The organism is Methylomonas sp. 11b (assembly GCF_000515215.1).
Classification (GTDB): Bacteria; Pseudomonadota; Gammaproteobacteria; order Methylococcales; family Methylomonadaceae; genus Methylomonas.
In genome coordinates, this window is record NZ_KI911557.1 from 3580768 (window position 1) to 3596149 (window position 15382).

Sequence of the window (15382 nt, forward strand, 5' to 3'; positions counted from 1 at the left end):
CCGTTTTATTTTTAATTTTCTTATGCCATTACTAGAACAAGTTACCCAATCCATTCTTGCCGTCAATGGCTTGCAAACCCAGGATATAGATCGAGTGATGGCGACGCTGCTCAGCGTACCTGTCGATGCGGCGGATATTTACTTTCAGTCCAGTCATTTCGAATCCTGGTCCATGGAAGGCGGCATCATCAAGGAAGGCAGTCATTCCATAGAGCACGGTGCCGGTGTGCGAGTCGTCAGCGGTGACAAAACCGGTTTTGCTTACAGTGATCGCATCGAATTGCCGATTTTGCTGGAAGCCGCTAACAACGTCAAAGCCATTGTCAGACAAGGACAGCAGGCGCAGCGTCAGATCGAAGTTGCCAAGAGCTGGCCGCAGTTGTACCAGCCGCTGAACCCCTTAAAGTCACTGGACGATCAAGCAAAAATCGATTTATTGAAACGCGTCGACAGCGAAACTCGCAAGTTGGACAGTCGTATCGAAGAAGTGATGGTCAGTTTGATTGCGGCCTATGACAGTGTCTTGATTGCCAATCAGGATGGTTCCCTGGCTGCCGATGTGCGGCCCTTGGTGCGGATGAACGTGACGGTGATTATGGTCGAAAATGGTCGGCGCGAGCCGGGTAGCATGGGCGGCGGCGGTCGCAGTGATTACAGTTTCTTTCTGGAAAACGACCGGGCTTTTGAATACGGCCGCGAAGCGGTGCGCTTGGCACAGGTCAACTTACAGGCCCAGGAAGCGCCGGCCGGTAATATGACCGTGGTGTTGGGGCCGGGCTGGCCGGGCATTTTGCTGCACGAGGCCATCGGGCACGGCCTGGAAGGCGATTTCAACCGCAAGGGCACTTCCGCATTTAGCGGTCGCGTCGGCGAACGGGTGGCTTCAGATTTATGCACCGTGGTCGACGACGGCACCTTAGTTGGGCGGCGCGGTTCCTTGAATATCGACGACGAAGGCACGCCTACCGAAAACACCGTGTTGATCGAAAAAGGCATTTTGAAAGGCTATATGCAGGACAAGCTCAATGCCCGCTTGATGGGCGTGAAGCCCACCGGCAATGGCCGCCGCGAATCGTATGCGCATTTGCCGATGCCGCGCATGACCAATACCTACATGTTGCCCGGCAGCAGCGACCCGGAGGAGATTATCCGCTCGGTTAAAAAAGGTTTGTACGCTAGGAATTTCGGTGGCGGCCAGGTCGATATTACCTCCGGCAAATTCGTGTTTTCCACCAGCGAAGCCTATCTGATCGAAAACGGCCAAATTACCCGCCCAGTGAAAGGCGCGACGCTGATCGGTAACGGTCCTGACGTATTGACGAAAGTATCGATGGTCGGCAACGACATGGCCCTGGATAGCGGCGTCGGTACCTGCGGCAAGGACGGGCAAAGCGTGCCGGTCGGCGTCGGTCAGCCTACCTTGAAAATCGACGGCTTGACCGTCGGCGGCACCAGCGTTTAATTGCCCCGGGCCAACATGCTTCGGCCCACACATGTAATCGAATTCTAAGAGACTTACCGTGCAAAATCAGGAAGAAATTAATCGCTTAAAAAATGTCGTTCAGCAGCTGTTGGACGAAGCCAAGCATCAAGGTGCCAGTGCCGCTGAAGCAGCATTCAGTGTCGACAACGGACTGTCTGTGTCGGCGCGTTTGGGGGAAGTGGAAACCGTCGAGTATCACTGCGATCAAGGCATAGGCGTCACGGTTTATTTCGGGCAGAAAAAAGGTTCCGCCAGCACCAACGATATTTCTTCCGATTCCTTGAAAGAAACCGTCAAGGCTGCTTGCAGCATCGCCCGTTACGCCAGCGACGATGACTATGCCGGCTTACCGGATGCCGAGTTGCTGGCTACCGAGTTCCCTGATTTGGATTTGAATCATCCTTGGGACATTAATGCCGAACAGGCGATAAACATTGCCATCGAATGTGAAAACATCGCGCGCGGCTACGATAAGGCGATTAGCAATTCCGAAGGCGCGTCGGTCAACACGCATCAAGGCACGCGGGTATTCGGTAATTCCCTGGGGTTTTTGCAAGGTTACCAGTCCAGCAGGCATTCTTTGAGTTGCTCGGTGTTGGCCGGCAGCGGCGATGCGATGCAGCGCGATTATTGGTATAGCGTGGCCCGCAATGCCAACGGCCTGGAATCGGCTAGACAAGTCGGCGAAAAAACCGCGCAACGCACCATAGCCCGCCTCAATGCGCGTAGTCTCAGTACGCGGCAATGTCCGGTATTATTCGCGTCGGAAATGGCGTCCGGTTTGATCGGCGCGTTGATCGGTGCGATCAGCGGCGGCAGTTTATATCGCAAATCTTCGTTTTTGCTGGATACGCTGGATACGCAAATTTTGCCGGACTTCGTGCGGATTCATGAGCAACCGTTCCTGCGCGGTGCGCTGGGCAGTGCCAGTTACGACTCCGAAGGTGTCGCGACCAGAGCCAGAGATATTGTCAGCGACGGTATTTTAAGATCGTACGTACTCAGCACCTACTCGGCCCGTAAGTTGGGCATGCAAACCACCGGCAATGCCGGCGGCGTGCACAATCTGACCGTCGAGCCCGGCAGTCACGATTTTGCCGGCATGCTGAAATTGCTGGATACCGGTTTGTTGGTGACCGAGTTGATGGGGCAGGGCGTTAATCGGGTGACCGGCGATTATTCGCGCGGCGCATCCGGCTTTTGGGTGGAAAACGGCGTAGTCCAGTATCCGGTGCAAGAAATCACCATTGCCGGCAATTTAAAGTCCATGCTGCGCAATATCGTCGCCATCGGCAACGATGTGGATTTGCGCGGCAATATCCGGGTTGGTTCGATCTTGCTGGAGCGGATGGCGATTGCGGGCGAGTAAATGTTCTCTGGGTTCTCTGTGCGGCCGATAATATATGTCTAAGCGCCCCAGCCCCCTTTGGAATCATTTACCCAGCCCTATTTATCACGGATTAATCATCAATCAACCCGTTACGCCTGGGGTCAATAAAAAGTGACCTGAGGGTAGTTTTTCTTGGTACGTGTAAGGGCTGGCCTTGTTTTCTTCAACCCAGCGCTTTTCCGCTATCGATTCGAAGGGCGGAGGCAATTCGCCCTGTAGTGACCAAAGATCAAATGGGGTTTCGTCAATCGAAATTTCCCAATCGAAACCGCGTTCTTTAACAAAGGGTGCAATGACTTCGTCAAGCGTTCGCATCCACCATTCTCGTATGATGGGACCCGGTAGCGTTCGAGCGATTTGGTCGACCTTGAAGCGAATAAACTTGTCATTCCGCACACCACCGACGAAACAATTGCCTTTAATCACTTCTTCGAAAATGACTACCGCGTAAAATCTTGGGATTGGTACAGCCGCATATATGTTTACGATTCGTTCAGCCAGCTCTTGTTTGTCGTCCGCGCTGAAGGCTGCGCTGGGATGATAGACTTTCCACAAAGGCATGATGATTCTCCTGTAACTGAAATTAAGTGTTGGCGATCCTATTGACCACCTTGTTTTTCCGAATTAGCGTTCCGGCAAAACCCGACGTTTATCGTCAATGTTTTGCGAGCGCCCTTTCTCCGACCATCGGCTCAACATCATGATTGGCAAACGCGTTTGCCATATACCTCCCGGCAATATCAGACGCTTGCTGCACGATAGAGAGCGAGGCGACGCCGCAGCCACGTTAACTTGCAAATTCCTTGGGGGAAACTGATGCAGGTTCCTTGAGTAGAAACTAAACGTTGGCGGCTGCGTCGGGGATAAATCTATGCCTGAGAAGGCAAACGGTAAAATGCTTTGTATTCATGCGCCTATGAAAATATTTGATGCCAAACACCCCAGGTATTTTCGATAACATAACCCGCGTTTACATTTTGGAATCCCAGCCATGGCCAACTTAAAAACGTTTGATATGAATCTATTGATCGCCTTCGATCTGCTGATGAAGGAACGCAATGTGTCGCGGGCGGCGGAAAAAATGTTTATTAGCCAATCGGCGATGAGCCACGTACTACAGCGTTTGCGGCAACAATTGGAAGACCCGTTGTTGGTAAAAACCCCGGCGGGCATGACGCCGACGCTGCGGGCCCTGTCTTTGGTGGAACCCGTGGCGACGGTACTTAAAGAGGTGGAAAGTTTGATTCGCGCACCGGCGCCGTTCGATCCCGCCACTTGCCGGCGCGCCTTTAATATTGCGGCGACGGATTACGTGGAAGCCTTATTGTTGCCCATATTGGCGCCGCGTATTGCCAGGCAAGCACCGGGCGTGGATATCCACTTCAAACGTACCAGCAGCCGTTTTCCTTTCAATGCGCTGGAGCAAGCCGATATAGACCTGATACTGGGTTTTGACGTGATGCTGAATGCGCCCAAGCATCTAAATTCCGAACGCTTGTTCGACGATTTCATGGTCTGCATGGCTCGCATTGGTCACCCCCGGGTCACTGCGGCATTAGTGCTGGAAGACTATATAGACCTGCCGCATATTCTGGTATCCAGAACTGGGGCCAGCATGGGACAAGTAGACGCCTGGTTGGCGGAACGCGGTCGGGAGCGGCGGGTGGCGCTGACTGTGTCGCATTTTCTGTCCGCATTGTTGATCGTGGCGCAAACGGATATGGTCATGGCTTTTCCTAAACGCACTGCCGAGCAATTCGCCCGGAACTTGCCGCTGCAATTGGTGCCCTTGCCGTTAGATTTGCCGCATTACGACACGGTCATGGTCTGGCATCCGCTACAAGACCAGGATCTTGCCAACCGCTGGCTACGCGATGAAATTCGCGCCGCTTGCGCCGCGCTGGACCATCATTCGCCAAACTTCGGTTCGCCCAGCTCAGGAAAATAGCGAGTCTGGATGCGCCGGCAATAATCGACTAACGAAGATTGCGTTAAGGCATAGTCCTTAACCGGTGAGCTGACCGGACAGGCCAATAGATTGATCAATACGCCGAAGGCCGAGGCATCGATACTGCTGGGCCGGTTTCCCAACAAAAACGTCTTGCCGTCAAGCGCGGCGGAAAGAGCCACCACATCGTGCTTGCCCAATTCGAAAATGTCGGCGGCGGCTAGCCGGCCAATCCCATGGCCGCGCATCTGTCCGCGAATCCGCAGCCTATAGATCGCGGCTACCATGTCCGCCATGGGTTGCGGCAGGCCTTGGAAGATCGCCTGCTTATTGATTTGCCAGTTCTCCGCTCCGTATTGCCAACGGCTATACATGCATACCCAATACAAATGTTCTTCCAATAAGCGTTGCCAAGCCAGGGCCAGGGCGTTTTGCTCGGCTGACAGATGCGCATCCAGGCTATCGCCATAATGTTGTTGCAGATAGCGGATAATCATCCGGCTATCGGCAAGTTTATAGCCGTTGTCTTCTATGAAAGGTAGCTTGCCCAATGGCGCATAAAGCGGCAGGGTTTCGGCGATTCGATATTCGATGCCGACCATGCGCAGATACGTTTCCAGCTTTACGCAAAACTGGCCCGGATTGGGAATGCTCCAGGCTCTGGGAAATTGATACAACGTAATCATGCGGAACTTTGTTTATGCCTCTCTAAAAATCGGCGACATGTCTCTTAGAAATGTTAGACATAGCCAGCCAATACTGAGAAATCGGCCAAAAATTAGCTATTTTCCGGCAGCACAAAGCGTATCGGCCGAGAACCTATCTTTGCGCCCGTGACCTCGTCGATGGCCACCGGTTTAATTTCCTGCCCGGTTTCGGCGTCCTCGATATATACCAGCTTGCCGCCGCTACGGTATTGGCGACCCCAGGCGCCTATCATGATCAGCACCGGCAGGAAATCGCGGCCGGCGGCCGTCAACACATACTCCTCACGCGGCGGCCTCTCAGAATACAACCGTTTTTCCAACATGCCTTCCTCCGTCAGCGTCGCCAAGCGCCGGGTCAGCATCGTCGGTGCGATGCCGAGACTTTTCCGAAATTGATCGAATCGGGTTAGACCGAAATGGGCGTCTCGTAGGATCAATAAGCTCCATTCATCGCCGAGGAAAGCCAGGCTACGCGCGATAGGACACGGCTCATCACAAATATTTTTATCGTTCATACGCTTTTAGTAGTGACTTGGTTTCATTTTGATAGTAACATTGCTTTCAAAATGATAGTAACACTTAGTCGACAGACTATCCACCTCAGAAGGAGATTTGATATGAGCAATAAAGACATTGGCGTAGCCCTGATCACCGGCGCATCCTCGGGAATTGGGCTGGTAACCGCCAATGCCCTGCAACAAGCAGGTTATCGAGTATTTGGCACCAGCCGCAAAGTGCTTGCCAGCGCCGACGGCATCACGATGTTGACCTGCGACGTCACCGACGAAGTATCGGTAAGCAACATGGTCGCCGAGGTCATGAAGCAGGCCGGACGCATCGATCTGCTGGTCAACAATGCCGGTGTCGGCCTACTCGGCGGCGCGGAAGAGTCCTCCACCGCGCAGGCTCAGGCTTTGTTTGACGTGAATGTGTTCGGCATCACCCGCGTCACTAATGCCGTGTTGCCGACCATGCGCAGGCAGGGGAAAGGCCGCATCATCAATATCAGCTCGGTCTTGGGTCTGATTCCGTCTCCCTACAACGCTCTGTATGCCGCCACGAAGCATGCGGTCGAAGGTTACTCCGAATCGCTAGACCACGAACTGCGCACCTTCGGCATCCGGGTGGTGCTGGTTGAACCGGCGTTTACCCGCACCGCATTCGAAGCAAGCTTAACCAAGCCCGATCAACCGCTTGCCGTCTATGACTCTGTGCGTAGCGACATGGCGGCACTGATGCGTAAAGGGGTGAATGCGGGCGATGCGCCGGACGTAGTGGCCAGTACGATATTAAAAGCCGCGACTGACGCACTACCCAGAAGACGTTACACCGCCGGAAAACAGGCAAGCCAAGTGCGTTTTCTGCGTCGTTTCCTCCCGGAAGCCTTGGTAGACAAGAGCTTACGCAAGTTTAACCAGCTGCCGATAGTCTGAATAACGGAAGGATAAGGACATGATTCATTGTTCAAACAATGCCACGTCGACTGTACCCGCCGCGATTCTGCATATCGGAGAAGGGACGGTAGCCGTATGAATTTAGTGATCAAAACCGATGTCGAGCGCAATGGCCTTGACCAGTTGCGGGTGCTGATGGCCTCGGGGGATAAGCCGGGGATACTGGTGTCGCTGGATTTTGAGCTGGTGGAGGTCGACTTAGGCAAAGCCGTGTTTGCCGGCAAGCCCGGCGAACATGCTTATAACCCTCTGGGCACCGTTCACGGCGGCTATGCGGCCACCTTGCTGGATTCCGCCTGCGGCTGCGCTGTCCATTCCAGACTAACCGAGAGACAGGCCTACACCACCTTGGAGTTGAAGGTTTCCTATCACAAGGCCATGACCAAGAACACGGGCTTAGTCAGAGCGGAAGGCAGGGTTTTGTCGTTAGGGAGGCGGGCTGCTTTTGCCGAGGCACGTCTCATTGATGCTGAAGACCGACTCTATGCCTCGGCCACATCGACATTATTGATCTTCGGGCGAAGAGGCTAAGTGATGACCATTTCTTTTCCGAACAATTACAGCGCTATTTCGGCGCGGCTATTGATGCCGGTTGGCCGCCGAGATACTGATAGCAAACAGCATCGAATGATTATTTCGAATAGTACCGAACCTTTTGCCGAAGGAGGAAGCAACATGCCGAAACCCAACATCCCGTTAATGCCCACCCGCCGTGACCGGCCTCAGTTCCGATGCGCAGCCAATGCCCGGTTTTTGGCCGTTTTGTTGCTGCCACTGACGATCAGCGTCGGATGCAGCGACCAGGACAAACCAGCGCCAGCGGTTGCCCGCCCGGTGAAAGTGTTTCGGATCGAGGACCATGCCGTTGCAGGTGCTAGAAGCTTTGCCGGGGAAGTCAGGGCAAGAATCGAGACGCCGTTATCCTTCCGAGTGGCCGGTAAACTGCTGGAGCGCAAAGTTGATGTTGGCGACTCGGTACGTAAAGGCCAACTGCTGGCCATACTGGACGGCAACGATTACCACCTTGCCGTGCAAGGTCTAAAGGCTCAACTGGCTGCCGCGCAGGCCGACAGCACTTTCTTGCGGGACGATCTGGTGAGATACCGCGAATTGCTGACCCAGCAAGTCATCAGTCAGCCGGAGTTCGAGCGGCACGAAACCGCTTATAACACGGCGCGGGAGCGGACGGCGGCGCTGGCAGCGCAATTGGCCGAGGCGAACAACCAGCTGAGTTATACCGAATTGCATGCTGACCGCGACGGCGTGGTCACGGCCTTGGCTGTCGAGGCGGGGCAAGTAATGGCTGCCGGTCAGGCCGTGGTGACGCTGGCCCAGCTCGACGAAAAGGAAATCCATTTCGACGTGCCCGAGCATCGCCTGACGGAAATCCAACGCCAACAAGCCGTTAGCGTGTCTTTGTGGTTGGACGACGAACGGGTGCTCAAGGCTAAAATCCGTGAAATCGCCTCGGCGGCCGACCCGGCCAGTCGCACCTACCGCGTCAAGGCAAGCTTGCTGGAAGGCCTGGACGCCGCACAATTAGGCATGTCGGCGACCGTTCATATCGCGGCGAACACCGCTTCCCGCATCGCCATCCCGCTTTCCGCCGTCTATACCCCGCAAAATCAGCCCGATCATCCGTTTGTCTGGTTGGTCGACGAGCAGGCTGCCACCGTCAAATCCGTGCCGGTGCAGCTGGGCGAAACACTGGCCGGCGAACGCATTGCCGTCGAGGGCCTCGCCGCCGGTCAATTGTTGGTCAGCGCCGGCGTGCAACGTCTGGCCGAGGGGCAAGCTGTTCGCTTGCCGGAAGGATCGGGATTGCCTAAGAATCACGGTGGCCAGGAAAATCTAAATAAGGCACAGCTATGAAAGAATTCAACCTCAGCGAATGGGTGCTCAAGCATCGCTCCTTCACCGGTTTTATGCTGGCATTGGTGGTGCTCGGCGGCGTGTTCGCTTATTACAAGCTGGGCCAGCAGGAAGATCCGCCATTCACGTTTCGAATCATGGTGGTCAAAACCCTCTACCCCGGCGCCACCGCGCTGGAAGTCGAGCAACAGTTGACCGACAGACTGGAAAAGAAAATCCAGGAACTGCCCAATCTGGATTATCTGCGCAGTTATTCCAAACCCGGCGAATCGGTGATTTTTGTCACGCCTCGCGAAGATACGCCGCCCAAGGAGATTCCCGAGCTTTGGTATCAGGTGCGCAAAAAGGTCGACGACATTCGCATGACCTTGCCGCCCGGCAGCATAGGGCCGTTTTTCAACGACGAATTCGGCGATACCTATAGCCTGATCTACGCCTTTTCCGGGGAGGGTTTTAGTTATGCCGAGCTGAAGTTGGCTGCCGATTCGGTGCGCCAACAATTGTTGCGGGTCAAGGCTGTTGAGAAGGTTGATCTGATCGGCGTACAGGACGAAAAGATTTTCGTCGAGTTTTCCGACAAAAAGCTGGCCGAACTGGGCTTGGATACGGCGGCGGTTGCCCAGGCCTTGCAGGCCCAGAACGGCATGGCGCCGGCCGGCACGGTGTTTTCCGCGCAACGCAATCTGCCGATACGCCTGACTGGCTCGTTCGACTCGGAAGACAGCGTCGCCAATATGGCGGTACGCATCGCAAATCGGACCTTCAAGGTCAAAGATTTCGCCCAGGTAACGCGCGGCTATGTCGATCCCGCCGAATTCAAGATGCGTTTCAACGGCAAGCCGGCCCTTGGCCTGGGCGTGACGATGAACAAGAAAGGCAACGTGATCGACCTGGAGCAAGCCGTGGATGAGACGCTGGCCCGCGTAACAAGCGAGTTGCCAATCGGACTGGACGTGGAGCCGGTCGCCAATCAAGGGCATGTGGTGAAAAACCAGATGGCGGAATTCGGTCGCACTTTCTTCGAAGCCTTGGCGACCGTGTTGGTGGTCAGCTTCTTGAGCCTGGGTTGGCGCACCGGTTCCGTGGTGGCGCTGACCGTGCCGCTGGTGCTGGCCGCCACCTTGCTGGTCATGCTGCTGTGCGGCATTGATCTGCAACGGATTTCCTTGGGTGCATTGATCCTCGCGTTGGGCCTGTTGGTGGACGACGCGATGATTGCCGTCGAGATGATGGCCCGCAAGCTGGAAGAAGGTTGGGACCGGATTCGTGCGGCGACCTATGCCTACAGCGCTACCGCTTTTCCGATGCTGACCGGCACCTTGATCACCATCGCCGGTTTCTTACCGGTTAGTTTAGCTAAGTCGCAAGCCGGCGAATACACGGTGTCGATCTTTCAGGTGGTGGGTATTTCGATGCTGCTGTCATGGATAGGGGCGGTGGTGTTTACCCCGTATTTGGGATTTCTCATCCTCAAGACACACAGCAACGCCGACGGTCCGGTTCACGACTTGTTCGATACGCCTTTTTATAACCGGTTGCGCCGCTGGGTGGATGCCTGCGTAGCACACCGCAAAAAAGTCATTATCGCCACGCTGGCTTTGTTCGGCCTCGGTATCGTGACCTTAGCTCATGTTCCCGAGCAGTTCTTCCCTTTGTCGAATCGGCCGGAAGTCATCGTCGATTTGTGGTTGCCGGAGGGCAGTTCCTTCGAACAAACCGAAGCCGCGGCCAAGCGGATGGAAGCGCTATTAGCCAAGGACGAGGACGTGGAACATGTCGCCAGCTATGTCGGCAGCGGCACGCCGAGGTTTTTCCTGCTGATCGTGCAGCAACTGGCGAACACCAATCTGGCCGAATTGGTAGTAATGACCAAGGATAACGTGGCCCGCGAGCGGGTGATGCAGCGCGTCCGGCAGGCATTAACCACGGATTTCCCGAACGTGCGCGGCCGGGTGATGCGCCTGAATGTCGGGCCGCCGATGGATTATCCGGTGGTGTTCCGCGTGCTCGGCGAAAACCCCAACATCGTGCGCGGCATTGCCGACCGGGTAGCCGAGGTCGTGCGCGCCAATCCCAATACCGTGGACGTCAACGACGACTGGCATGAGCGCATGCCTTCATTTCGCCTGATGTTGGACCAGGACAAAGCCCGGGCGCTTGGCGTGTCGACCGCCAGCCTGTCGCAAGCCTTGCAGGCGCATTACGCCGGCATACCGGTCGGGCAACTGCGCGAGCAGGATAAGTTGATCGACATCGTCTGGCGGGCCAGCCCCGAATTGCGCAGCGCAGCCGACGAATTGCAGGACGTCGCGGTTCGTACGGCCAATGGCAAGTCGGTATCGCTGTCGCAGTTCGTCAAGTTCGAGACCGTGTTCGAGGACGGCGTGCGTTGGCGGCGCAACCGCTTCCCAGCCATCTCGGTGCGCGCCGATGTGGCCGACGGCATGCTGGCACCCGATGTGGCGGCGCAAATCGTTCCCAAGCTTGAGACCATACAAAAGCAGTTGCCGGCCGGCTATTTCATTGAGACCGGCGCGGCCAAGGAAGATGCCTGGACCGCGCAAAAATCGATTTTGATCTGGATTCCGCTGGTGCTGATCGTCACGCTGGTCCTGTTGATGATGCAGTTGCAGAACCTGTCCAGGACGTTCATGGTGTTCAGCACCGCACCGCTGGGCGTAATCGGCGCAGCCTTTGCCTTGCTGCTGTTCGGCGCGCCGTTCGGTTTCATGGCCCTACTCGGCATTCTGGCGCTCGCCGGCATGATCATGCGCAACTCGGTGATTTTGGTGGATCAGATCGATCAGGATGAACAGTCAGGGCTAGACACCTGGTCGGCCATCGTCGAATCGACGGTGCGGCGGTTCCGGCCGATCATGCTGACCGCAGCGGCGGCCATTCTGGCGATGATACCTCTGTCGCGTAACGATTTCTTCGGCCCGCAGGCTATCGCCATCATGGGCGGGCTGACGGTGGCGACCGTGTTGACGGTGTTCTTCCTGCCGGCGTTGTATGCGGCTTGGTTCAGGGTGGAGCGTACCGACGCAAAAACTCCCTCTCCCGCCGGGAGAGGGTTGGGGTGAGGGGATAAGGCTTTGTTTTATATGCCCTCATCCTAACCTTCTCCCAAGGGGAGAAGGAATAAACCCCGCTTTTACGATAATCCTCGCGGGTACCGCGCGATGCGACCACGGAGTTTTACAATGAATAATCGATATTTAACATCGCTAACCATACTGTCCCTGGCTAGTCTAATCGCCTGTACGCCGACCCGCGTCGGGGACCAGGTAGCGCTCAATAGCCCGGCAGCATGGCAACACGCGGCTAATGCTCAAGCCACCGATGCGGTTGACCTGACGACTTGGTGGCAAGGTTTCAACGATCCCTTGCTGAACGAGTTGATAGACAAAGCCTTGGCCGCCAACCACGATCTGAAAATCGCCACCGCTCGCGTTCGCGAAGCCAACGCGATGGTCACCGTCGCCGAAGCGGCGCTGTATCCCAGCCTCGATTTCTCGCTGTCCGGCGGCCGGGAAAAACGCATCGACCGCATCGTCGGCGTACCAAGCGGGCAGGGCATCAAATTGATTACACCTACCGCCGATGCGGTCAGCGGCGGCTTGGCGGCGCGCTGGGAAATCGACTTGTTCGGCAGTCGGCATTTGGAAGCGGAAGCCGCCGCCGCGCAAGCCGAAGGCAGCCAGGAAGGCTTGCATGCGGCGCAAGTCGGTCTGCTGGCCCAAGTGGCGAGCAACTATCTGCAGCTGCGCGGCGTGCAGCAACGCACCGGCATTCTGCAAAACAATATCGCCTTGCAACGCGAACGCTTGCGGACATTGCAGGCATTTGTTAAAGCCGGACTGGCTAACGAGGCGGACCTTGCCCGCCAGGAAATGCTGTTGCAGGGCACCGAAGCGACGCTGCCGGGACTGGCCAACGCCGAGCAAAACCTGATCCATCGTTTGGGCGTGTTATTGGGCGAGCCGCCGGAAAGCCTAGGAAACCGCTTGGCCGCTGTTGGCCCGTTACCGAAACAAGCGCCGGCCATGCCGAACCTGCTACCGGCGGATTTGTTGACACAGCGGCCCGATTTGCGCCTGGCGCAAACCGAAGTCAGCGCGGCGGCGGCCGGCCTTGGGTCGGCGCGGGCCGATCTCTATCCAAAGCTAGTGCTGTCGGTCAGTGGTGGCGTCGGCGCATTGGCGGTCGGCGGTTTTCCGAGTCTGGCCGATAGCGTTTATGCGCTGGGCTCCGGCCTTTCCGCGCCTATCTTCAATGCCGGTCGCATCCGCGCCCACATTACCGCCGCCGATGCCCGGCTGGAACAAGTCGCGGCCAATTACGAGAAGACTTTTTTGTTGGCATTGGAGGATGTGGAAAACGCCTTCGTCGCCCATCGTGCCGCGACCGATAGCTTCGGCCGATTGACTGAAGCGGAAGCCTCGGCGGAAAAAGCTTACCGGTTGGTCGATGCGTTGTATAGTCGCGGAGCGGGGAATTATCTGGCCGTTCTGGATGCCCAACGCAGTAAGCTCGCCGCTGACGACGAACGCGCCAAAGCCGAAACCGCGGTCGGCGTGGCAATGGTGTCGCTGTACCGAGCTTTCGGCGGCGGCTGGACAGTCGATTCATCGGTGGGCGGATCGACAAGGTCTCGATAGCTAGCCGTTACCAGTAATAGCAATATCAACGAAAGTCATCTCAAGATCATATATACAGGAAAACCACATGACGAAACCTTATCGGCAACCCTTAAACACGAATTGTCCATGAATGCCGACCCCATTATTTCCATACGCGGCGTAAACAAGACCTATGCTGGCGGTTTGCAAGCCCTGAAAAACATCAACCTGGACATAAAGCGCGGTGAGATATTTGCTTTGCTCGGCGCCAATGGCGCCGGCAAAACCACGTTGATCGGCGTCATCTGCGGCATCGTCAACGCCAGTGCCGGCAGCATCATCGCCGACGGCCACGACACCGTGCGGGACTACCGCGCCGTGCGCGCCGCCATCGGCCTGGTGCCTCAGGAACTGCACACCGACGCCTTCGAGTCGGTGTGGGCCACGGTTAATTTCAGCCGCGGACTGTTTGGCAAGCCGCCCAACCATGCTTATTTGGAAAAAGTGCTGCGCGATTTATCGTTGTGGGACAAGCGCGATGCGAAAATCATGTCGCTGTCGGGCGGTATGAAACGCCGCGTGCTGATCGCCAAGGCTCTGGCGCATGAGCCGACGATATTGTTTTTGGATGAGCCTAGCGCCGGGGTCGATGTGGAGTTGCGCCACGACATGTGGCGCATGGTGCGCGAACTGCGCGCCAATGGCACCACCATCATTTTAACTACCCACTACATCGAAGAAGCCGAAGATATGGCGGACCGCATCGGCGTCATCAATAAGGGCGAACTGATCGTCGTGGAAGACAAAGCCGTACTGATGCGTAAGCTTGGCAAGAAACAACTCACGCTGACTTTGCGCCAGCCCATGACCGAGATCCCGGTTGAGCTTGACGCCTGGGCGTTAACGCTGACAGAAGACGGCCAACGCTTAGTCTATAGCTTCGACACTCAGGAAGAAGAGACCGGTATTGCCGAACTGCTGCGCCGGCTAAGCGAGCACGGTATCGATTTCAAAGACCTTAGCTCCAGCGAAAGCTCGCTGGAAGACATTTTCGTCAGCCTGGTCCACCAATCACAAGGGACGCAATCATGAACATCTACGGCATCCGCGCCATTTACCGCTTCGAAATGGCCCGCACCTTTCGCACGCTGGCGCAAAGCATCGCCGCGCCGGTGCTGACCACGTCGTTGTACTTCATCGTCTTCGGCAAAGCCATTGGCTCGCGGATGGGCGACATCGACAGCGTTAGCTACGGCGCCTTCATCATTCCCGGCCTCGTGATGCTGAATCTGCTCAACGAAAGCATCTCCAACGCCTCGTTCGGCATTTACATGCCCAAATGGGCGGGTACGATATACGAGTTGCTGTCGGCACCGGTGTCCTGGATCGAAGTGCTGTTGGGTTATGTGGGGGCGGCGGCGACCAAGTCGGTGCTGTTGGGCCTGCTGATTTTGGGCACAGCCCGCCTATTCGTGCCTTACGAGATAGCTCATCCGCTGTGGATGATCGGCTTTTTGCTGCTGACGGCCGTGACCTTCAGTCTGTTCGGTTTCATTATCGGCCTGTGGGCCGACAGTTTTCAGAAATTGCAGGTAGTGCCGATGTTAGTTGTGACTCCGCTGACCTTCCTGGGCGGCGCGTTCTATTCGATCAATATGCTGCCGCCCTTGTGGCAGAACGTCACTTTGTTCAATCCGGTGGTGTATTTGATTAGCGGCTTTCGCTGGAGCTTTTACGGCATGGCCGACGTGGATGTGGCAATGAGCATAGGCATGACGTTTGGCTTTCTGAGCGTCTGTTTGATTTTTGTTTGGTGGGTATTTAAAACCGGGTACAAGATCAGAAATTGAGTCTGAAGCAACCTAGACGGCGCTTCATCACTCCACCAAGGAATAGCTTGTTAGGG

General features: G+C 56.1%; 13 protein-coding genes. 10 read left to right on the plus strand and 3 right to left on the minus strand.

The features are described from left to right. The first annotated feature begins 22 nt into the window (after nucleotides 1–22). Nucleotides 23–1462 (plus strand): metalloprotease TldD, encoded by a 1440-nt coding sequence (gene tldD, locus METH11B_RS0117210; protein ID WP_026603076.1) that lies wholly within the window; start codon nucleotides 23–25, stop codon nucleotides 1460–1462. Between the two features lie 58 nt (nucleotides 1463–1520). After that, complete coding sequence (gene pmbA, locus METH11B_RS0117215) at nucleotides 1521–2852, plus strand: metalloprotease PmbA (protein WP_026603077.1); 1332 nt, start codon at nucleotides 1521–1523, stop codon at nucleotides 2850–2852. A gap of 102 nt (nucleotides 2853–2954) precedes the next feature. Here pmbA and METH11B_RS0117220 read toward each other — a convergent pair whose 3' ends face one another. Further along, entirely contained in the window at nucleotides 2955–3434 is a 480-nt protein-coding gene (locus METH11B_RS0117220; RefSeq protein ID WP_026603078.1) for a tautomerase family protein, read from the minus strand. Nucleotides 3435–3864: 430 nt separating this feature from the next. Here METH11B_RS0117220 and METH11B_RS0117225 point away from each other — a divergent pair, with 430 nt between their 5' ends. Then, on the plus strand, nucleotides 3865–4821 hold the full coding sequence (locus tag METH11B_RS0117225; protein WP_026603079.1) for a LysR family transcriptional regulator: 957 nt from the start codon (nucleotides 3865–3867) through the stop codon (nucleotides 4819–4821). On the opposite strand, the gene METH11B_RS0117230 is transcribed toward METH11B_RS0117225, so the two are convergent. Next, on the minus strand, nucleotides 4782–5507 hold the full coding sequence (locus METH11B_RS0117230) for a glutathione S-transferase family protein (RefSeq protein WP_026603080.1): 726 nt from the start codon (nucleotides 5505–5507) through the stop codon (nucleotides 4782–4784). The two genes, METH11B_RS0117225 and METH11B_RS0117230, sit on opposite strands and share 40 nt — an antisense overlap. A 92-nt stretch (nucleotides 5508–5599) precedes the next feature. After that, nucleotides 5600–6043, minus strand: a complete 444-nt coding sequence (locus METH11B_RS0117235; RefSeq protein ID WP_026603081.1) for a winged helix-turn-helix transcriptional regulator — start codon at nucleotides 6041–6043, stop codon at nucleotides 5600–5602. Between the two features lie 102 nt (nucleotides 6044–6145). Here METH11B_RS0117235 and METH11B_RS0117240 point away from each other — a divergent pair, with 102 nt between their 5' ends. The 7 genes from METH11B_RS0117240 (at nucleotide 6146) to METH11B_RS0117270 (ending at nucleotide 15326) form a co-directional block, all read left to right on the plus strand. Next, nucleotides 6146–6961 carry an oxidoreductase gene (locus METH11B_RS0117240; RefSeq protein ID WP_026603082.1) on the plus strand — a complete coding sequence of 272 codons (816 nt, stop codon included), beginning with the start codon at nucleotides 6146–6148 and terminating at the stop codon, nucleotides 6959–6961. Nucleotides 6962–7057: 96 nt separating this feature from the next. Next, nucleotides 7058–7513: a PaaI family thioesterase gene (locus METH11B_RS0117245; protein WP_026603083.1), complete on the plus strand. Its 456-nt coding sequence runs from the start codon at nucleotides 7058–7060 to the stop codon at nucleotides 7511–7513. Nucleotides 7514–7516: 3 nt separating this feature from the next. Beyond that, complete coding sequence (locus METH11B_RS0117250; protein WP_026603084.1) at nucleotides 7517–8854, plus strand: efflux RND transporter periplasmic adaptor subunit; 1338 nt, start codon at nucleotides 7517–7519, stop codon at nucleotides 8852–8854. Then, complete coding sequence (locus METH11B_RS0117255; RefSeq protein ID WP_026603085.1) at nucleotides 8851–11937, plus strand: efflux RND transporter permease subunit; 3087 nt, start codon at nucleotides 8851–8853, stop codon at nucleotides 11935–11937. Before METH11B_RS0117250 ends, METH11B_RS0117255 begins: the two co-directional genes overlap by 4 nt. 120 nt (nucleotides 11938–12057) lie before the next feature. Continuing rightward, a complete protein-coding gene (locus METH11B_RS0117260; RefSeq protein ID WP_026603086.1) occupies nucleotides 12058–13515 on the plus strand; it encodes an efflux transporter outer membrane subunit in 1458 nt (485 codons plus the stop codon). A gap of 108 nt (nucleotides 13516–13623) precedes the next feature. Then, a complete protein-coding gene (locus METH11B_RS0117265; RefSeq protein WP_026603087.1) occupies nucleotides 13624–14568 on the plus strand; it encodes an ABC transporter ATP-binding protein in 945 nt (314 codons plus the stop codon). Continuing rightward, nucleotides 14565–15326 carry an ABC transporter permease gene (locus tag METH11B_RS0117270; RefSeq protein ID WP_026603088.1) on the plus strand — a complete coding sequence of 254 codons (762 nt, stop codon included), beginning with the start codon at nucleotides 14565–14567 and terminating at the stop codon, nucleotides 15324–15326. The genes METH11B_RS0117265 and METH11B_RS0117270 overlap by 4 nt, the downstream gene beginning before the upstream one ends. The last annotated feature ends 56 nt before the right edge of the window (nucleotides 15327–15382 follow it).